The sequence below is a fragment of the Flavobacterium sp. HNIBRBA15423 genome (assembly GCF_052655965.1).
In genome coordinates, this window is sequence record NZ_CP199751.1 from 2,108,613 (window position 1) to 2,128,130 (window position 19,518).

Annotated in this window: 17 protein-coding genes; 15 read left to right on the forward strand and 2 right to left on the reverse strand. The window is 28.8% G+C overall.

Annotated elements, in window-relative coordinates; all coding sequences use genetic code 11:
• The first annotated feature begins 36 nt into the window (after window positions 1-36).
• The 10 genes from thrC (at window position 37) to ACULEV_RS09710 (ending at window position 10,214) form a co-directional block, all read left to right on the forward strand.
• Window positions 37-1,326, forward strand: a complete 1,290-nt coding sequence (gene thrC, locus ACULEV_RS09665) for a threonine synthase (protein ID WP_445458465.1) — start codon at window positions 37-39, stop codon at window positions 1,324-1,326.
• Between the two features lie 140 nt (window positions 1,327-1,466).
• Window positions 1,467-2,324, forward strand: coding sequence for a L,D-transpeptidase (locus ACULEV_RS09670; RefSeq protein ID WP_445458466.1), 858 nt, complete (start codon window positions 1,467-1,469; stop codon window positions 2,322-2,324).
• A 126-nt stretch (window positions 2,325-2,450) separates the two neighbouring features.
• The gene (gene gcvT, locus ACULEV_RS09675; RefSeq protein ID WP_445458536.1) at window positions 2,451-3,533 is read left to right on the forward strand and encodes a glycine cleavage system aminomethyltransferase GcvT; all 1,083 of its coding nucleotides are present in this window, start codon (window positions 2,451-2,453) and stop codon (window positions 3,531-3,533) included.
• A 7-nt stretch (window positions 3,534-3,540) separates the two neighbouring features.
• Window positions 3,541-5,568: a S41 family peptidase gene (locus tag ACULEV_RS09680; RefSeq protein ID WP_445458467.1), complete on the forward strand. Its 2,028-nt coding sequence runs from the start codon at window positions 3,541-3,543 to the stop codon at window positions 5,566-5,568.
• Between the two features lie 3 nt (window positions 5,569-5,571).
• Window positions 5,572-6,609 carry an LIC11966 family surface protein gene (locus tag ACULEV_RS09685; protein ID WP_445458468.1) on the forward strand — a complete coding sequence of 346 codons (1,038 nt, stop codon included), beginning with the start codon at window positions 5,572-5,574 and terminating at the stop codon, window positions 6,607-6,609.
• Window positions 6,610-6,674: 65 nt separating this feature from the next.
• Window positions 6,675-7,394: a YebC/PmpR family DNA-binding transcriptional regulator gene (locus tag ACULEV_RS09690; protein ID WP_445458469.1), complete on the forward strand. Its 720-nt coding sequence runs from the start codon at window positions 6,675-6,677 to the stop codon at window positions 7,392-7,394.
• A 143-nt stretch (window positions 7,395-7,537) separates the two neighbouring features.
• Window positions 7,538-8,191, forward strand: a complete 654-nt coding sequence (locus ACULEV_RS09695; protein WP_445458470.1) for a TetR family transcriptional regulator C-terminal domain-containing protein — start codon at window positions 7,538-7,540, stop codon at window positions 8,189-8,191.
• A gap of 19 nt (window positions 8,192-8,210) precedes the next feature.
• Entirely contained in the window at window positions 8,211-9,521 is a 1,311-nt protein-coding gene (locus ACULEV_RS09700) for an ABC1 kinase family protein (protein WP_445458471.1), read from the forward strand.
• Window positions 9,522-9,523: 2 nt separating this feature from the next.
• Window positions 9,524-9,958, forward strand: a complete 435-nt coding sequence (locus ACULEV_RS09705; RefSeq protein WP_445458472.1) for a hypothetical protein — start codon at window positions 9,524-9,526, stop codon at window positions 9,956-9,958.
• Window positions 9,936-10,214, forward strand: coding sequence for a TIGR03643 family protein (locus tag ACULEV_RS09710; protein WP_445458473.1), 279 nt, complete (start codon window positions 9,936-9,938; stop codon window positions 10,212-10,214). Before ACULEV_RS09705 ends, ACULEV_RS09710 begins: the two co-directional genes overlap by 23 nt.
• 1 nt (window position 10,215) lies before the next feature.
• Here the strand turns inward: ACULEV_RS09710 and ACULEV_RS09715 are convergent, their stop codons facing one another.
• Window positions 10,216-10,788, reverse strand: coding sequence for a dual specificity protein phosphatase family protein (locus ACULEV_RS09715; RefSeq protein WP_445458474.1), 573 nt, complete (start codon window positions 10,786-10,788; stop codon window positions 10,216-10,218).
• Window positions 10,789-10,790: 2 nt separating this feature from the next.
• A complete protein-coding gene (locus tag ACULEV_RS09720; RefSeq protein WP_445458475.1) occupies window positions 10,791-12,731 on the reverse strand; it encodes an LTA synthase family protein in 1,941 nt (646 codons plus the stop codon).
• 366 nt (window positions 12,732-13,097) lie between these two features.
• Here ACULEV_RS09720 and ACULEV_RS09725 point away from each other — a divergent pair, with 366 nt between their 5' ends.
• From ACULEV_RS09725 to ACULEV_RS09745, 5 genes are all read left to right on the forward strand, one after another.
• Window positions 13,098-14,870, forward strand: coding sequence for an AMP-dependent synthetase/ligase (locus tag ACULEV_RS09725; RefSeq protein WP_445458476.1), 1,773 nt, complete (start codon window positions 13,098-13,100; stop codon window positions 14,868-14,870).
• Between the two features lie 131 nt (window positions 14,871-15,001).
• Window positions 15,002-15,460: a MarR family winged helix-turn-helix transcriptional regulator gene (locus tag ACULEV_RS09730; protein WP_445458477.1), complete on the forward strand. Its 459-nt coding sequence runs from the start codon at window positions 15,002-15,004 to the stop codon at window positions 15,458-15,460.
• A gap of 8 nt (window positions 15,461-15,468) precedes the next feature.
• Window positions 15,469-17,859, forward strand: a complete 2,391-nt coding sequence (locus ACULEV_RS09735; protein ID WP_445458478.1) for a 3-hydroxyacyl-CoA dehydrogenase NAD-binding domain-containing protein — start codon at window positions 15,469-15,471, stop codon at window positions 17,857-17,859.
• 43 nt (window positions 17,860-17,902) lie between these two features.
• A complete protein-coding gene (locus ACULEV_RS09740) occupies window positions 17,903-18,259 on the forward strand; it encodes a four helix bundle protein (RefSeq protein ID WP_445458479.1) in 357 nt (118 codons plus the stop codon).
• A 46-nt stretch (window positions 18,260-18,305) separates the two neighbouring features.
• The gene (locus ACULEV_RS09745) at window positions 18,306-19,496 is read left to right on the forward strand and encodes an acetyl-CoA C-acyltransferase (RefSeq protein WP_445458480.1); all 1,191 of its coding nucleotides are present in this window, start codon (window positions 18,306-18,308) and stop codon (window positions 19,494-19,496) included.
• Window positions 19,497-19,518: the final 22 nt, after the last annotated feature.

Consider the following 19,518-nt stretch of genomic DNA (forward strand, 5'->3'; position numbering starts at 1 on the left):
AATAACCATTTTACAAAATACTTTATACAGTTTGCAATGAAATATTACAGTTTAAACAATAAAAGCCACCAAGTTTCTTTTGAAGAAGCAGTTACCAATGGATTAGCTCCAGATAAAGGGTTGTATTTTCCAATCGAAATTCCAAAACTGCCACAATCATTTTTTAATTCCATCGAAAGTTTATCTAATACAGAAATTGCTTTTGAAATCATAAAACCTTTCGTTGGAAACGAAATACCAGAAAAAGAATTAAAGCAAATCGTTTCTGAAACCTTATCTTTTAAATTTCCATTAGTAAAAATAGAAGAAAATGTTTTTTCATTAGAATTATTTCATGGACCAACTATGGCTTTTAAAGATGTAGGTGCCCGATTTATGTCGCGTTGCATTGCCTATTTTAATAGAGAGAAAAATCAAAAAAATGTTGTCTTAGTAGCTACTTCTGGTGACACAGGTGGTGCAGTCGCAAGTGGTTTTTTAGGTGTAAAGGGAGTTGAAGTAGTAATCCTCTACCCTTCTGGAAAGGTAAGCGATATACAAGAAAAACAACTCACCACATTAGGGCAAAATATTACTGCACTTCAAGTGGATGGTGTTTTCGATGATTGTCAGGATATGGTTAAAAAAGCTTTTTTAGATGATGATTTAAAGTATAAAAACCTAACTTCTGCTAATTCTATAAACATTGCACGTTGGTTACCTCAAATGTTTTATTTCTTTTTTGCCTATAAAGAATTAAAAAAGCATAATAAGCCTTTAGTAACTTCTTGTCCAAGTGGTAATTTTGGGAACATTTGCGCAGGAATTATTGCTAAAAAAATGGGATTACCCATTCAACATTTTGTTGCTACAACTAATGCTAATGATACAGTTCCAAGATTCCTAGAAAATGGGAAATATGAACCTAAACCTTCCATTGCCACCATTTCGAATGCAATGGATGTAGGCAATCCAAGCAATTTTGTACGCATACAAGAAATGTATAATAATGATTTAAAAGAATTTAGCAATGATTTCTCTTCTTATACATATACTGATGAAGAAACAAAAAGTATCATGAAAGATATTTATTCAAAATTTAATTACATTACAGAACCTCATGGAGCTGTAGGATATCTAGGATTAAAGAAAGAATTAAAAAATTATCCAGAAAATATTGGCTTCTTCTTAGAAACGGCTCACCCAATTAAATTTTTAGATGTCGTAGAACCTATATTAGGAATAAAGTTAGATATTCCAACTCAAATTGAAAGTGTTTTGAATAAAGAACAAAAGAGTATTAAAATCAAAACATATAATGAACTCAAGGAATATCTTTCAAAATAGCGAATACAACTGCAATTCTAATAATTCTATAATCTTTTCCAAAAATGATATAATGCTAGAAGCCAGTATTTTTTTCAATTTTACAAAACTAATAAAGCAATAGTTTTTAGTTTAAAACACTTTTGCAAAAAAAATAAAATATGAAAGGAATTACTGGCTTATTAATGTTACTGACATTCATTTTAATATCATGTAATAATGAAACAAACTCAATCGCAAAGTTTAAAAGAGATTTTCCAGAAAGAAAACAACCTAAAAGCTTTACTTACTCTTACATAAATTCAAAAGAATTTAAATTAGACTCACTTAAAGAAAGTGAGTTAGATATTATTCTAGGAGTAAACAGAATGGATAAAGTCAATTTAAAAAAAACCGACTCTATTTTAGTTCCAACAGATTTATCTGGAGACATAGCATATTATATGCCTTATCCTTTTGAAGTAAAAAAATTAGACTCTATAAAAAAAATAATCTTTTTTTCTTATCAAAGTGAAACATTTGCTACTTATGAATATGGTATTTTAACCCATGTTGGACCAACAAATATGGGTAAAGAAACTGCAATGACTCCTACTGGATTATTCTTTACCAACTGGAAAGCTAAAAAAACAATTAGTACTGTAAATGACGAATGGATTTTAAAATGGAATTTTAATATTGCAAATGGTCTAGGAGTTGGTTTCCACCAGTATGAATTACCTGGTTATCCTGCATCTCATTCCTGCATGCGTTTAACAGAAAAAGACGCTAAAATGCTTTATAATTTTGCAGAACAATGGGTTTTAGAAAATGAAGATTCTGTTAAAATAAAAGGAACACCTGTCATAATATTTGGAAAATATGACTTTAAGGCACCCAAACCTTGGTTATCATTAAAAACCAACCCAAATGCATTAAAATTTTCCGAAGACGAATTAGAAAAAATAATTATACCTCATATTAATGAAATTAAAAAAGAAGAAAAAATAAGAGATAAATATAATGCAAATAAAAGCTAATACAGAATACTAAGTAAAAAGAAAAATTTGCTCATCATTTTTTAAATGCTTAATAGAATATATTGTTCTATTAAGCATTTTTATATCTAGTAATTTTAATTAATTTAGCACCACAAAATTTAAATGATGAAAAATACAGCTTTATCACACATTCACGAAAGTTTAGGAGCAAAAATGGTTCCTTTTGCAGGATACAATATGCCTGTTCAATATGAAGGAGTAAATATAGAACATGAAACCGTAAGAAACGGTGTAGGTGTTTTTGATGTTTCGCATATGGGAGAATTTTTATTAACTGGAGAAAATGCATTAGCTTTAATACAAAAAGTAACCTCAAATGACGCCTCTGTTTTAGAAATTGGACGAGCTCAATATTCATGTTTACCAAATAATGATGGTGGAATTGTAGATGATTTAATTATATATAGAATTAAAGAAGAGCAATATTTATTAGTAGTAAATGCTTCAAACATTGAAAAAGATTGGAATTGGATTTCTTCTCACAATGATTTAGATGTTGAAATGAAAAATTTATCTGAAGAGTATTCCTTATTAGCTATTCAAGGTCCAAAAGCTGTTGAAGCAATGCAATCTTTAACTTCAATTGATTTATCTGCTATTAAATATTATCATTTTGAAGTAGCTGATTTCGCTGGAATTGAACATGTTATTATTTCTGCAACAGGTTACACTGGTTCAGGTGGATTTGAAATTTATTGCAAAAACAATGAAGTAGAACAAATTTGGAATAAAGTATTTGAAGCAGGAGCTTCTTTTGGCATTAAGCCAATTGGTTTAGCAGCTCGTGATACATTACGTTTAGAAATGGGATTCTGTTTATATGGTAATGATATTAACGATACAACTTCTCCATTAGAAGCTGGTTTAGGTTGGATTACTAAATTTACAAAAGAGTTTACCAATTCTGAAAATTTAAAAAAACAAAAAGAAGCTGGTGTATCTCGAAAATTAGTTGCTTTTGAAATGATTGAAAGAGGAATTCCACGTCATGATTATGAAATAGCTAATGCTGATGGAAACATAGTAGGAATTGTAACTTCTGGAACACAATCTCCTTCTTTAGGAATTGCAATAGGTTTAGGTTATGTACCAACAGCTTTATCTACTATAGATTCTGAAATTTATATTAGAATTAGAAACAAAGATGTTAAAGCAAAAGTGGTAAAATTACCATTCTACAAGAAATAATTTTAAAATGAAATTACAGTTGTATTTTTTCTTGTTCTTTATACATTTTATTTTTTCTCAAAATAAACAAGAAAACTGTACAACCATTTTTAAAATAAATGCACTCATACAAGACTATCATTGCCAACCAAAGTTAGTAGATGATAGTCTTTCTTTATATGTTTTTAATGCAATTATTGAAAAATTAGATAGAGAAAAAAATGTTTTTTTACAAGCTGAATATGACATTCTATCCAAACACAAATACAGTATCGATAACTATATACTAGATAAGAAATGTGATTTTTTAGACGAAATAGTCATTTATTATAGAAAAGGATTAGAAAGAAAGCTTAAAACTATAGAAATTTTAGAAAAAGAAAACATTCCTCTTACCACAAAAGACACTTTATTTTTTACTAAACGTGAAAATAATTTTTATAAAGATGAAAAAGGAATTAAACGCATTCTAAAAAAGCTAATCACTTATGAAACTTTAAAAGGAGTTGCTCTCATCAGTAAAAATAAAGATTCATTAAAAACACATTTTAATGAATTATCCAAACAAGCTAAAATAAAAACATTTGATACTTACAAATGTAAAATTCTAAATCTTCTAAAGGATGAAAAATCATTTGAAGAAAGTATTAAAAACACCTTTTTCAAATCATTTTGCAATTACTTTGACCCACATACAGATTATTTTTCTTATGATGATAAGTCAAGTTTTCTATCAAATGTAAATTCAAGTAATAGTTCATTAGGGCTCACATTTGAGGCTAATGAAAATGATGAGATTTTTGTAAGTGAAATTATTCCAGGTGGTTCAGCATTTGAAAATGAAAAAATTGAAACTGGAGACCAAATTCTTAAAATCAAATATAAAGAAAATGAATACTCGGTAAGTTGTAGCTCGATAGACCAAATATCAAATTTTATTACATCAGATAATTACAAAGAACTTGAAATTACTTTTCGAAAAAAAAATGGAGAAATTTTTAATACTCTCATTGAAAAAAAAATAATAAAAGCAATTGAAAACTCGGCTTACAGTTATGTTTTAAGTCAAGAAAATAATTTTGGATATATTAAAATCCCAAGTTTCTATTCTGCCGAAAATGGTTTAAATACATTATCTAATGATGTAGCCAAAGAAATCATAAAATTAAAAGAAGATAAAATAAAAGGATTAATAATAGACTTGCAATTTAATGGTGGTGGAAATGTAGATGAAGCCATAAAATTAGCTGGAATGTTTATTGATGTTGGTCCTATTGCAGTTGCAGTCGATAATGAAAAAAATCAAACTATTTTAAAAGATTATAATAGAGGTACAATATTTAGCGAACCAATCATTATTTTAGTTAATGGATTGTCGGCTTCTGCTAGCGAATTATTTGCAAATGCTTTACAAGACTATAAAAGAGCCATTATTATTGGAAATCCTTCCTATGGAAAAGCAACAATGCAAAGTATTATTCCTGTCGAAAATTCTAATTTAAATAAAGATTTTATAAATTTAACGATACAAAAGTTCTATCGAATTACAGGAAAAAGCCATCAAGCAACTGGCATAATTCCTGATATAGAATTACCCTATTTATTTGAACATATTGTTCCTAAAGAAAGTAGTTATAAAACTGTTTTAAGTAATGATGAAATTACCACAAATACACGTTACAAAATCTATGAAAACGATTTCTCAGCAATCATAGAATCTAGTAAAAATAGGATAAACACTAATATTTATTTCAAAAAAATTCTAACAATTAACAAAGACATTGATTCCTTTATAAATAATAAAAAAGATAGAATTGTACTTTTAACATTTGAAGGTGTTTTTAAAGAAATTAATGAAACTTCCTCCATTTTCAATAAAGTAAATGAACTTTCCAATGAAAAGTTTAATTTTTCAGTAGAAAAAAACACCTATGATATTGAAAATATTCCTATTGATAGTTATTCCGAAAAATATTCGCAAAAACAAAAAGAAGAAATTCAATCTAGTGCCATTATTTTTGAAGCATTAGAAATACTAAACAGTTTAATTAAATAATTCATGAAAAATAGAAAAGCACTTTTTATTGTATTCTTCATTTTTACATTACATTTATTTTCGCAAGAATTTAGTACACCAGTAGATTACTTATCATATATATCTAAAGAGCAACAAGATATTACTAAAAACATGTGGAAATACACAAAATCTATAGCTCATTCTAAAAGTGCTCGAAAAATAGATGCCACTCGAAAAAATTTAATTAAATCGATACAATCTGCTAAAAAAAATATTTCAAATTTAAAAGAAGGCTATAAAGGAGATGTCGAATACAAAGATGAAGTTATTAATTATTTATCTTTTTCTGAAAATATGGTGAGCCAAGATTATAGCAAAATTGTAGACATGCAAGAAGTTGCGGAACAATCTTATGATTTTATGGAAGCATATATTATGACAAAAGATTTGGTCAACAAAAAAATGGCCGACGAATATGACAAAGTTACTGTAGCACAAAAAAGTTTTGCTTTAAAATATCATATTAGCCTTCAAGATTCTGAGTCAGATTTAGCTAAAAAAATGAAACTTTCAAACGAAGTCTTTCAATATCAAAATGAAATCTATCTTATATTTTTCAAATGTAATATAACTGATGCATTACTTTCAACTTCAGTACAAAACAAAGACATTGCTGCAATTCAGCAAAATGCAAGTTCATTGATAGCTTACACAGAAGAAGGTTTAAATAAATTAAAGACTATAGCAGCTTATAAAAATGATAACTCATTAAAAAGCAATACAATTAAAACATTAGAAATATATAAAAAAGTAGGTGAAGAATATGCACCAAAAGTAATCGATTTCTATATGTTTAATACTAAATTTGAAGAAACAAAAACAGCTATGGATAGAAAATCTGCAAAGGAGAGAACAAAAGAAGATGTAGATAATTTCAATAAAATGGTTAAAGAAGTAAATGTAAAAATTAACGATTTTAATACTTTAAATATTAATTTTATAAACGAAAAAAATAAGTCTATAATTGAATGGAACAATGCCTCAGAAAAATTTATTTCCAAACATGTTCCAAATGATTAATAACAATTTGAATAATTGTTTAGAAACCTTATTTTTGCAAATAATTTTGAGTTAAAAATATAGAAATGGGAAGAGCATTTGAATTTAGAAAAGCACGTAAAATGAAACGTTGGTCCGCAATGGCTAAAACGTTTACTAGAATAGGAAAAGATATTGTTATTGCTGTTAAAGAAGGTGGCCCAAATCCTGAATCTAATGCACGATTAAGAGCTGTAATACAAAATGCTAAGGCTGCAAATATGCCTAAAGACAATGTAGAACGTGCCATTAAAAAAGCATCTGATAAAGATACAGCAAACTATAAAGAAGTTTTATTTGAAGGATATGCTCCTCACGGAATAGCAATCCTTATTGAAACAGCTACCGATAATAACAATAGAACCGTTGCTAACATTAGAAGTTATTTTAATAAATGCAATGGAACAATGGGAACACAAGGCTCAGTTGAGTTTATGTTTGATCACACATGTAATTTTAGAATTCCAGCTGAAGGTCAAGATGTAGAAGAACTAGAATTAGAGATGATTGATTTTGGTGTTGAAGAAATTTTTGCAGATGATGATGGTATTTTAATGTATGCTCCTTTCGAAAGCTTTGGCGCTATTCAAAAAGAATTAGAAAATAGAGGTTTAGAGATTCTTTCATCTGGTTTTGAAAGAATACCTCAAGTTACTAAAGAATTAACGGAAGCAGAAGCTGCTGATGTTGAAAAATTACTTGAAAAAATTGAAGAAGATGATGATGTGATGAATGTATATCACACAATGCAAGAAAGTGCAGAATAGAATTAATTCATATATACTAAAAACTCTGAGAAACTACTCAGAGTTTTTTTTAAAATTCAATATCTAAAAATTATATTTTGTTTAACTAATTTTAAAAATTACCTAAACAAATAATCAGTATCTTTGAGATAAAATAAGTTGCTATGGCAAAGAAAATAAATCTCAATAAAGAAGTTATCCTTTCAGAATATTCAAAATTTGTACTAACTGAAGGAAAAAAACCTAATTCAATCTACGCTTTTTGTCAACATATAAAAGTAGGAGAAACTGAATTTTATCAATATTTCAGTAGTTTTGAACAAATTGAAGCAAGTGTTTTTACCACTTTCTTCGAAAATACTGTAAAATTACTTTCACAAAGTGAAGAATATCCAACTTATGATGCAAAAACACAAATACTAAGTTTTTACTTCACTTTCTTTGAACAAATGACTGCAAATAGAAGCTTTGTAATTCATTTACTTCATGAAGACAAAAATCAATTAAAAAACCTTAAAAAATTAAGTAGTTTAAGAACATTATTTAAAGGTTATATCGATTCTCTAGAAATTGAACCTATAAAAATTCCTCAAGAAACTATTGAAAAAATCCAACAAAAAAGTATTTCAGAATTGGCTTGGATTCAATTTCTAATGACTTTAAAATTTTGGATAGATGATACTTCTCCCTCATTTGAAAAAACAGATCTGTTTATCGAAAAATCAGTACATGCTAGTTTCGATTTAATCGATCTGACTCCTTTAAAAAATATTATTGATTTCGGGAAATTCCTTTGGAATGAAAAAGTAAAAATGTAATACTATTAAAATTATACATATGAAATCACTTGATAGTATTCCTACCTCTAAAATACAACGTGCTTCTAAATTAATTCAAACTGGTGCAAAAGTGGGTGTGAATTATTTAAAATATTATGGTGATAAGCTTACTAAAACAGAAGAAGAAGCAAAAGAAAGCTTAAACCTATCAAATGCAGAAGATATTTATGATGGTTTAAAACAAATGAAAGGTAGTGCTTTGAAAGTAGCACAAATGTTAAGCATGGAAAAAAGTATTTTACCAAGAGCTTATGTAGAAAAATTTTCATTATCACAATTTTCTGTTCCGCCACTTTCGGCACCATTAGTACTAAAAACTTTCAAAAAATATTTTGGTAAAAACCCAAATGAAATTTTTGATACATTTAATCTAGAATCCATAAATGCTGCAAGTATTGGTCAAGTACATCAAGCTGAATTAAATGGCAAAAAACTAGCTGTTAAAATTCAATATCCTGGTGTAGCAGATAGTATTTCTTCAGATTTAGCTTTGGTTAAACCAATAGCCATTAAAATGTTTAATATTAAAGGGAAAGATTCCGATAAATATTTTAAAGAAGTCGAATATAAATTAATTGAAGAAACTGATTATATAAATGAAGTGAAACAAAGCAAAGAAGTAGTTCAAGCTTGCAAACATTTACCTAATTTATTATTTCCTAATTACTATGAAGAATGGTCATCTGAACGCATTATTACAATGGATTGGATGATTGGTAAACATTTATCTGAATTTACAGCAGTAAATAACAATCAAGAATTAGCAAACACAATCGGTCAAGGATTATGGGATTTTTATATGTACCAAATGCATACTATTAAAAAAGTGCATGCTGATCCACATCCTGGTAACTTTTTAGTTTCTGATGAAGGCAAATTAATTGTACTAGATTTTGGTTGTATGAAAGAAGTACCAGATGATTTTTATGTACCTTATTTTGATTTAGCAAAAAAAGAAAACATTAATAATCCTGTATTTTTTGAAGAGAAATTATACGAATTAGAAATCTTAAAACCAGAAGATACAAAAGAAGAAAAAATATTCTTTTCTAAATTATTTCATGAAATGTTAAGTTTGTTTACCCAACCATTTCACAACGAAGCTTTTGATTTTTCAGATGAAACGTTTTTTGGTAAAATAGCCGAACTTGGAGAACGTTATTCAAAAAGCACAGAAATAAGAAACATGAACGGAAATAGAGGTTCTAAACACTTTATATATATTAACAGAACTTTCTTTGGGCTATATAACTTAATGCATGATATTAAAGCAAAAGACATAAAAATAAATAATTTTCTTAATTACTAATTATGTTATTTAATACAACTTATGTGGATAATGAAGTTACCCGAGAAATCAATTCTATTTTGGGTAAACCCTACTCTTTTATAAAAGCCATTCAAATGAAAGGAACTGGTTCACACAGAATGATGATACAAGAAGTAAGTCCACATTTTAGAAATGTATTAAATACTAATTCAGATATTAACTATGCTAATATTGAATTAAGGCCTAAAGGAATTATTTTCCATATTAACAAAGGTTTACAAAGTTATTCATGGATTATTCCCTATTATAAATTAGTGCTGTTTCAATCAGAAACATTAAGTATTCATGCAGAAGGTATGTTCATCAAATTAAGGAATAACCAATATGTACAAAAGAATAACAACTTTATAACTAAAGTTTTAGGTTTAAAAGAACACTATTTAAATATTAATTATGGATCACAGTTTAACAGCTGAACAAATTGACAGAGTAATTGAAATGGCTTGGGAAGATAGAACTCCATTTGAAGCTATTTCGTTTCAATTTGGAATTTCAGAAATGGAAACCAAAATAATAATGCGGAAGAAATTAAAACGTTCCAGTTATGAATTATGGAGAAAAAGAGTCACTAATAGAAAAACTAAGCATGAAAAGTTACGTTCTTTTTCTGAAGGAAGATTTAAATGTAAATTACAAAGACAAATTACCAATAATAAGATTTCGAAAAGATAGTTTAAAATAAACTATCTTTTCTCTTTTTATAATTAAATAGATAATCTCCTTTTGGTTTACCTAGATCAAACGAACTAAACTTAGTCAAAAAACGAGTACTTTGCCTAGCTTCATTTGGATCCATTCCTTCATATTCAATTTTATATAAAGCCGAATACATTTCTGCTCTTCCAACACCATGATAGCAATGGATTAAAACAGGATAATTTTCAGGATTATCCATAATCTCAAAAAACATCTTTAAATTATGTTCTTGTGGCACTTGATCTGAACCATTATTAAAATAATTTACTCCCTTTAATTTAGCTATAGCTTCTTTCTCTTGAGTTAATTCAATAGGAATTTCAGGATTGTTTACATCATCACCAGTTCCTGGAAAGCGTAAATCAATTACACTTTTAATATTATATTCTTTTATATAGTCGGGTAATTCTTCAGGAGGAATAACTCCACTTTTATAGACCTTTCCTTCAGTAATAGTTTCAAAATTATGATTGATATTCATATCATAATAATGTTTACCTCCAAAGATGGCAGCTATTACAATAACAATTATTACTATTTTTTTTTTCATTTTTATTTAATTGTCGTAAGGTTTTTATCTAAAATCCGATCAAAATAATCTTGAATAAATCCTTTACATTGAAGTTCCAGATTGTTCATTTTTTGATTTCTATTGCCAATTAAATTATGAGATAATGTTACATCTTTAACATCATAAAAACCAATTGCTTTTGTTCCATCAAACAGGCAAATATAGTTATCTTTCATAAAATAATAGATATTGGAATTATAATTAATTAAATAAGGCTCTATATCTTTTTCCTTAGTTAATAAACTTCTTCCCCAACTTCTAAAAGGTTTATCATATCCAATCATATCCATAACAGTTGGATAAATATCAATGTGCTGAGCAATGTCATTATTTTCACCTATTATATCACTATTAGGTTTATAAATTAAGATTGGAATTGCATTTCTATTCATGATATTATCATAGAAATGTTCCTTATAACTTACCTGATTACAATGATCAGAAGTAATTATAAAAATCGTATTAGAAAACCAAGGTTCTTTTTTAGCAGCTTCAAAAAATTTCTTAAAAGCATAATCAGTATAACCTACACATTGGTGCATTTGAACATTTCCTTTTGGAAACTTTCCCTCATACTCTTTAGGTATAACATAAGGTTCATGAGAAGTAACTGTAAAAACTGTACTAAAAAAAGGCTGTTGTTTTTTACTAATAGTAGTATTCATAAATTGTAAAAACGGTTCGTCCCAAATTCCCCAAGAACCATCAAAATCAGCATCATTTCCATATTCTGTTTTACCATAATAATGATCGAAACCTAATATATTACTATATCCTAAAAAACCCATGGAACCATTTGGTGCTCCGTGAAAGAAAGACGTATCATACCCTTTACTATTTAAACAAGATACCATAGATTCAATCTGTTGCTGTGCATAAGGAGAGGATGTAAAAGCATCTTTAAAAGAAGGAATTCCTGAAATAATAGAAGACATTCCATGTATCGATTTATAGCCATTTGAATAAGCATTAGTATAAATCATACTATATTGGGCTAAAGAGTCTAAAAAAGGAGTATAACTCACATAATCTTTAATTCCTGCATTTTTATTAAATGCACCACAATATTCTCTGCCCATACTCTCCGTTATAATTAAAACAATATTAGGTTTAGACGGATTATTAGAACTGTAATGCTTAATAGGATTAAAATTTTCTTTAATTACTTCTTTAGAAATATTAAATTCTTGCTTTTTAAATGATTTTACTCGAATTGTTCTTAAAAAAGTAAAGGGAGAATTTAAAACTAAATCAGCTTGTTTGACTTTTTTTACATGTCTATTTGCATCTACTAAATTAATAGGTCTTGTGCTCTTTTTAAAATCTCCTCTTATTCCTCCTACACTTAAAGTAGCTATCAATAACACACCTATAACCGATTTCAGTATATATTTTAAATGAGAATCTTCTCTTAGGTTGTGTTTAACTTTTACACTTTTATATAAATATATCCATAAAGCAGAAACTAAAACATACAATAAAAATACATGCCAATAAGTCAATAAAAAACGAAAAAGCATTCCTACCTTTGATTCTTCATGCTTAATAATATCCCATGCAGCTAAAGTTAATCGCGAAAAATTATACTTATAGTAAATAAAATCTACAAAATTTAATGCGTAAAAAATCAAATTAGTTATGAAATAAAACCAAAATAAAAAATTTTGATAAACAGCTCTAGTATTTACAAAAAATGGCAAAATTGACAACAATATAAAAAGTCCATTTATATATAAAATAGCCGTAGTATCGAATGCTAGACCATGATAAGCGATTTTAAAAAATTCTAAAACAGAATCAACTTCAACTATGTCTGAATTATAAAAATAAAATAAAACTCTAGCAATAAAATAAAAAAAATAAACCAGTAAAACTCTATATAATAAAACTTTATACTCTTCTAATCTAAAAAATGATTTCATTAATTTGTCCTTCTTAATTTTTATGCAAAAATAACAATAATATGAAGGGAAGTTAACTTTTAACATTCTATTTCATTTTTTATCAATTAAAATATTCAAATTCTACTTCAAAGTTGCTTTTTGCCATCAATTGTTATTTAAAAAGATTGCTGTTATTTTCATAAAAATCAACTAAAAAAACAAAACCTTCACGCAAAATAAGCTTTTCTCTCAAGCTTTTTTAAAAATACAAACTTAAAATTAATATATTATGCACGCATAATATATTAATTATCAAATAATTAATAATAAGTTTTAACATATTCATAAATAATTGGTTAATTAATAATTATTTTATAATTTGCATACTATTAAAAAAGTAAATTTATGTCTACAATTACTCGGCTCTTTGATTTCCCATATTATCAATTAGAGAAATACAATTTATCTGATGCTTTAGTTACCAAATATGGTAATGAATGGATTAAGACTTCTACTAAAGAATATTTAGAAAAAGCTAATACAGTTTCTAGAGCTTTAATTAGATTAGGAGTTCAGAAAAACGATAAAATTGCCCTTATTTCATCAAACAACAGAACCGAATGGAATATCTGTGATATAGGTATTTTACAAACAGGAGCTCAAAATGTTCCTATTTATCCAACAATTTCTGGAGAAGATTATGAGTATATTTTAAACCATTCAGAATCTTCATATTGTTTTGTTTCAGACCAAGAAGTTTTTGATAAATTAAACTCAATTAGAAAAAACGTACCTACATTAAAAGAAGTTTATTCTTTTAATGACATAGATGGATGTAAAAGTTGGAAAGAAATTTTAGAATTAGGTAAAGATGAATCCAATCAAGATGTTGTAGATGATCGAAAAAATAATGTTGCAACTACAGATTTAGCAACTATAATTTATACATCAGGAACAACTGGAAGACCAAAAGGAGTTATGTTGTCACATGAAAACATAGTATCAAACGTTTTAATGAGTTCTCCAAGAGTTCCATTACGTGATGGTGATTCTATTGCTCTAAGCTTCTTACCAATTTGTCATATTTTCGAAAGAATGCTTTTATATCTATACCAATATCATGGTATCTCAGTCTATTTTGCTGAAAGTATTGAAAAAATGAGTGATAACTTAAAAGAAGTTAAACCTCATGTAATGACAGTAGTACCAAGATTACTTGAAAAAGTATATGATAAAATATATGCTAAAGGAACTGATTTAACAGGAATTAAAAAGAAATTATTTTTCTGGGCTTTAGATTTAGGAATGAATTATAAACCTTATGGAGAAAACGGATTTTGGTATGAATTCAAATTAAAAATAGCTAGAAAATTAATATTTTCCAAATGGCAAGAAGGTTTAGGTGGACAATTAGAATTACTGGTATGTGGAAGTGCAGCTTTACAAACTAGGCTTTCAAAAGTTTTTTGTGCAGCTAATATTCCAGTAATGGAAGGATATGGTTTAACAGAAACATCTCCAGTGATTTCCGTAAATGTCATGAAAAATTTTGGTTTTAGGATTGGTAGTGTTGGTAAGGTTTTAGAAGGTATCGATGTAAAAATTGCTGAAGATGGAGAAATTCTTTGTAAAGGACCAAACGTAATGCTAGGTTATTATAAAGATGAAGAAAAAACCAAAGAAGTATTAAATAATGGTTATTTCCATACAGGAGACATCGGTGAAATAGATGCAGATGGTTTCTTAAAAATTACAGACCGCAAAAAAGAAATGTTTAAAACCTCAGGTGGAAAATATGTTGCTCCTCAAATTTTAGAAAACACTTTTAAGCAATCCCGATTTATAGAACAAATAATGGTAATAGGTGATGGAGAAAAAATGCCTGCTGCTTTTATACAACCCAATTTTGATTTTATTAAAGATTGGGCAAATCGTAAAAATATTTCAATTGGTAATACAAATGAAGAAATTGCTGTAAATCAAAGTGTAATTGATAGAATTCAAGAAGAAGTTGACGAAGCCAATGAAAAATTTGGAAACTGGGAAAAAGTAAAACGTTTTCAATTAACACCAGATATTTGGTCTATCGAAGGTGGTCATTTGACACCTACAATGAAATTAAAAAGAAAAATTATTGTTGAGAAATATAGAAATTTATATACAAAAATTTACGGATAATATCAAAAAGCCTACTTAATCGTGGGCTTTTTTTATACATTATCATATTTAACAAAAAAATGTTTAAAAAATTTATAAAATACTATGCATGCATAGTATTTTTTTATTACCTTTGAAATTATATTCATCTTATGAAAGATAAAACAATAGATTATATACTAAGAGCAACCTGGCAAGCTGTCGCAAGAATGTATAATGAAGAAGCTTCAAAGTACGGGGCAACTATGGCTACAGGGTTTACTTTACTTAGTATAGATAAAGAAAAAGGCACTCCATCTACCATGCTTGGTCCAAAAATGGGAATGGAAGCAACAAGTCTTACTAGAACCTTAAAATCTATGGAGGAAAAAGGACTAATAAGCCGAAAAAAAAATCCTACAGATGGTAGAGGTGTCATTATTCAATTAACCAAAGACGGTCAAGAAAAAAGAGAATTATCAAAAAACACGGTATTAAAATTTAATGAAACTATAAAAGAACATGTTTCTGAGGAGAAATTAGTTCATTTTATGGAAGTTGCTGAAATTATTAATGAATTGATAGCTGATAAAAAAATTTACACAGAGAACGAATTTGAAAACAAATTATAACCCGATATATGAAACGTAATATTAAAAAAGTTGCTGTTATTGGTTCTGGAATTATGGGAAGCGGAATTGCTTGTCATTTTGCAAACATTGGTGTAGAGGTCTTACTTCTAGATATTGTTCCAAAAGAATTAACAGAAGCAGAACAGAAAAAAGGATTAACCTTAGAAAGTAAAGTTGTTAGAAATCGTTTGGTTAACGAGCATCTAACGAATGCATTAAAATCGAAACCATCTCCTATTTATCACCCAAGTTTTGCCAATAGAATTACTACTGGTAACACTACAGATGATATGAAAAAAATAGCAGAGGTAGATTGGATTATAGAAGTTGTTGTAGAAAGACTTGATATTAAAAAATTAGTTTTTGAGCAAGTTGAAAAATACAGAAAACCAGGAACTTTAATCACTTCTAATACCTCTGGTATTCCAATTCATTTCATGAGTGAAGGTAGAAGTGAAGATTTCCAAAAACACTTCTGCGGAACACATTTCTTCAACCCTGCTCGTTACTTAAAATTATTCGAAATCATTCCTGGTCCAAAAACATCTCAAGAAGTATTAGATTTCTTAAATGGATATGGTGAAAAATTCTTAGGAAAAACTTCAGTTGTTGCAAAAGATACACCCGCTTTTATTGGAAATAGAATTGGAATCTTCGGAATCCAAAGTTTATTCCACCAAGTAAAAGAAATGGGATTAACAGTTGAAGAAGTAGATAAATTGACAGGTCCAGTTATTGGTCGTCCAAAATCGGCTACCTTTAGAACCGTTGATGTAGTTGGATTAGATACATTAGTTCATGTTGCTAACGGAATTTATGAGAATTGTCCAAATGACGAATCTCATGAATTATTCAAACTTCCAGAATTTGTAAACAAAATGATGGAAAACAAATGGTTAGGAAGCAAAACGGGACAAGGATTTTACAAAAAAGAAGGGAAAGACATTCTAACTTTAGATTTAGATACATTAGAATATAGAACAGGTAAAAAAGCCTCATTTGCAACTTTAGAGTTAACCAAAACTATTGATAAACCAATTGATAGATTTAAAGTATTAGTAAAAGGAAAAGATAAAGCAGGTGAATTCTATAGAAAGAATTTTGCTTCAATGTTTCAATACTGTTCAAATCGTATTCCAGAAATAACAGAAGATTTTTACAAAATTGACGATGCTATGAAAGCTGGTTTCGGTTGGGAAAATGGCCCATTCGAAATTTGGGATGCAATCGGAGTTGAAAAAGGAATCGAATTAATGAAAGCTGAAGGTTATGAACCAGCAGCATGGGTAAATGAAATGGTAGCTTCTGGTGGTACTTCTTTTTATACTATAAAAGATGGAGCAACTTACTTCTACTCTATTACAAACAAAAAAGTAGAAAAAATTCCAGGTCAAGATGCATTCATCATCTTAAACAATATTCGAGAAAGCAAAAAAGTTTGGAATAACAGCGATTCTATTATTACCGATTTAGGTGATGGAATTATCAATTTAGAATTTACTTCAAAAATGAATTCAATTGGAGCTGGTGTTTTACAAGGTATCAACAAAGCAATTGATATTGCAGAAAAAGAATACAATGGTTTAGTCATCGGAAATCAAGGAGCTAATTTCTCTGTAGGAGCTAATTTAGGGATGATTTTCATGATGGCTGTGGAGCAAGAATATGATGAATTAAACATGGCTATCAAAATGTTCCAAGACACAATGATGCGTTGTCGTTATTCAGCAATTCCAGTAATTGCAGCTCCACATGGGATGACACTTGGTGGTGGCTGTGAATTAACAATGCACGCAGATAGAGCTGTAGCTGCTGCCGAAACATACATTGGTTTAGTTGAATTTGGAGTTGGTGTAATTCCTGGTGGTGGTGGTTCTAAAGAAATGGCTTTAAGAGCATCTGACTTATTTCGTAAAAATGACGTAGAATTAAACGTATTACAAGAATATTTCTTAACAGTAGGTATGGCAAAAGTAGCTACTTCAGCTTATGAAGGTTTTGATACAGGAGTACTTCTAAAAGGAAGAGATATGGTTGTGGTAAACAAAGACCGTCAAATTGCTACTGCTAAACAAGTAGCTTTACAAATGGCTGAACAAGGCTATACTCAAGCACCAAAAAGAAAAGATATCAAAGTTTTAGGAAAACAAGCTTTAGGTATGTTCCTAGTGGGAACTGACAGTATGGAAGCTGGTAAATATATTTCGGAACACGATAAGAAAATTGCTAACAAATTAGCTTATGTAATGGCTGGTGGTGACTTATCTGAACCAACATTAGTAACCGAACAATACTTATTAGACTTAGAAAGAGAAGCCTTTTTATCACTAACAGGTGAGAAAAAATCTTTAGAAAGAATCCAACACATGTTAACTAAAGGGAAACCGTTGAGAAATTAATTGTATAATGTATTTTGTAAATTGTTTAATGTAAAATCAAGTAATGAATTATTTTAAAGAATTGAAAGTTTGGCAAAAAGCAATTGAATTAGTTACTGAAATTTATTTTAAAACACAATCGTTTCCTAAAGAAGAAATTTATGGTTTAGCTTCTCAAATTAGAAGATGTGCTGTATCAATTCCATCAAATATTGCAGAAGGATGTGGCAGAAAAACAGATAAAGATTTTAGTAATTTTCTAGGAATTTCATTGGGCTCAGCATTTGAGTTTGAAACACAGCTTATAATTTGTAAAAATTTAGGTTATATATTAGAAAGTGATTTTAAATTTTTAGAATCTGAAATACAACATATTCAAAATATGATTATCAAATTACAAAATACAATTGACAAAAAATAATTCAATATACATCATACAAATTACAATATACTAAATAACAAAAAAGATGAGTAAAACAGCATATATAGTAAAAGCATACAGAACGGCAGTTGGCAAAGCACCAAAAGGCGTTTTTCGTTTCAAAAGACCAGATGAACTGGCTGCTGAAACCATTGAACACATGATGAAAGAATTGCCAAACTTCGACAAAACTCGTATCGATGATGTCATGGTTGGTAATGCAATGCCAGAAGCAGAACAAGGATTAAATGTTGCACGTTTAATTTCATTAATGGGATTAAAAGTAGAAGACGTACCTGGTGTTACAGTAAACAGATATTGTGCTTCAGGAATTGAAACAATCGGAATGGCAACAGCAAAAATTCAAGCTGGAATGGCAGATTGTATCATCGCTGGTGGTGCAGAAAGCATGAGTTATATTCCAATGGGTGGTTACAAACCAACTCCTGATTATAAATTATCAAAAGAAGGTCACGAAGATTACTATTGGGGAATGGGTTTAACAGCTGAAGCAGTTGCCAAACAATTCAATGTTTCTCGTGAGGATCAAGATGAATTTGCTTACCATTCACACATGAAAGCATTAAAAGCACAAGCTGAAGGTAAATTTGATGCTCAAATTGTTCCTATTACAGTAGAAGAAACTTTCGTTAACGAAAATGGTAAAAAAGAAACTCGTTCATACATTGTAACTAAAGATGAAGGGCCAAGAGCAGGAACTTCTGTTGCCGCTTTAGCAAATTTACGTCCAGTATTTGCTGCTGATGGTAGTGTAACAGCGGGTAACTCTTCGCAAATGAGCGATGGTGCTGCATTCGTTTTAGTTATGAGTGAAGAAATGGTAAAAGAATTAAACTTGGAACCGATTGCACGTTTAGTAAACTTTGCTTCTGCAGGTGTTGAACCAAGAATCATGGGAATAGGACCTGTAAAAGCTATTCCAAAAGCCTTAAAGCAAGCTGGTTTAAAACAATCAGATATCGATTTAATCGAACTTAACGAAGCTTTTGCATCACAATCATTAGCTGTTATCCGTGAATTAGGGTTAAATCCTGATATTGTTAATGTAAATGGTGGAGCCATTGCATTAGGTCACCCACTAGGTTGTACTGGAGCAAAACTTTCAGTTCAGTTATTTGACGAAATGAGAAAACGTGGCAACGCAAAATACGGAATGGTCACCATGTGCGTAGGAACAGGACAAGGAACAGCAGGAATTTATGAATTTTTGAAATAAGAATATAGAACAAAGAAAATAG

What these genes read in the sequence shown, in the direction of transcription:
- ACULEV_RS09720 (WP_445458475.1), bottom strand. Translation starts at nt 12,731, where the DNA reads ATGAAATCATTTTTTAGATTAGAAGAGTATAAAGTTTTATTATATAGA.
- ACULEV_RS09735 (WP_445458478.1), top strand. Translation starts at nt 15,469, where the DNA reads ATGAAACGTAATATTAAAAAAGTTGCTGTTATTGGTTCTGGAATTATG.
- ACULEV_RS09670 (WP_445458466.1), top strand. Translation starts at nt 1,467, where the DNA reads ATGAAAGGAATTACTGGCTTATTAATGTTACTGACATTCATTTTAATA.
- ACULEV_RS09715 (WP_445458474.1), bottom strand. Translation starts at nt 10,788, where the DNA reads ATGAAAAAAAAAATAGTAATAATTGTTATTGTAATAGCTGCCATCTTT.
- ACULEV_RS09690 (WP_445458469.1), top strand. Translation starts at nt 6,675, where the DNA reads ATGGGAAGAGCATTTGAATTTAGAAAAGCACGTAAAATGAAACGTTGG.
- ACULEV_RS09745 (WP_445458480.1), top strand. Translation starts at nt 18,306, where the DNA reads ATGAGTAAAACAGCATATATAGTAAAAGCATACAGAACGGCAGTTGGC.
- ACULEV_RS09685 (WP_445458468.1), top strand. Translation starts at nt 5,572, where the DNA reads ATGAAAAATAGAAAAGCACTTTTTATTGTATTCTTCATTTTTACATTA.
- ACULEV_RS09730 (WP_445458477.1), top strand. Translation starts at nt 15,002, where the DNA reads ATGAAAGATAAAACAATAGATTATATACTAAGAGCAACCTGGCAAGCT.
- ACULEV_RS09740 (WP_445458479.1), top strand. Translation starts at nt 17,903, where the DNA reads ATGAATTATTTTAAAGAATTGAAAGTTTGGCAAAAAGCAATTGAATTA.
- ACULEV_RS09725 (WP_445458476.1), top strand. Translation starts at nt 13,098, where the DNA reads ATGTCTACAATTACTCGGCTCTTTGATTTCCCATATTATCAATTAGAG.
- thrC (WP_445458465.1), top strand. Translation starts at nt 37, where the DNA reads ATGAAATATTACAGTTTAAACAATAAAAGCCACCAAGTTTCTTTTGAA.
- ACULEV_RS09700 (WP_445458471.1), top strand. Translation starts at nt 8,211, where the DNA reads ATGAAATCACTTGATAGTATTCCTACCTCTAAAATACAACGTGCTTCT.
- ACULEV_RS09710 (WP_445458473.1), top strand. Translation starts at nt 9,936, where the DNA reads ATGGATCACAGTTTAACAGCTGAACAAATTGACAGAGTAATTGAAATG.
- gcvT (WP_445458536.1), top strand. Translation starts at nt 2,451, where the DNA reads ATGAAAAATACAGCTTTATCACACATTCACGAAAGTTTAGGAGCAAAA.
- ACULEV_RS09705 (WP_445458472.1), top strand. Translation starts at nt 9,524, where the DNA reads ATGTTATTTAATACAACTTATGTGGATAATGAAGTTACCCGAGAAATC.
- ACULEV_RS09680 (WP_445458467.1), top strand. Translation starts at nt 3,541, where the DNA reads ATGAAATTACAGTTGTATTTTTTCTTGTTCTTTATACATTTTATTTTT.
- ACULEV_RS09695 (WP_445458470.1), top strand. Translation starts at nt 7,538, where the DNA reads ATGGCAAAGAAAATAAATCTCAATAAAGAAGTTATCCTTTCAGAATAT.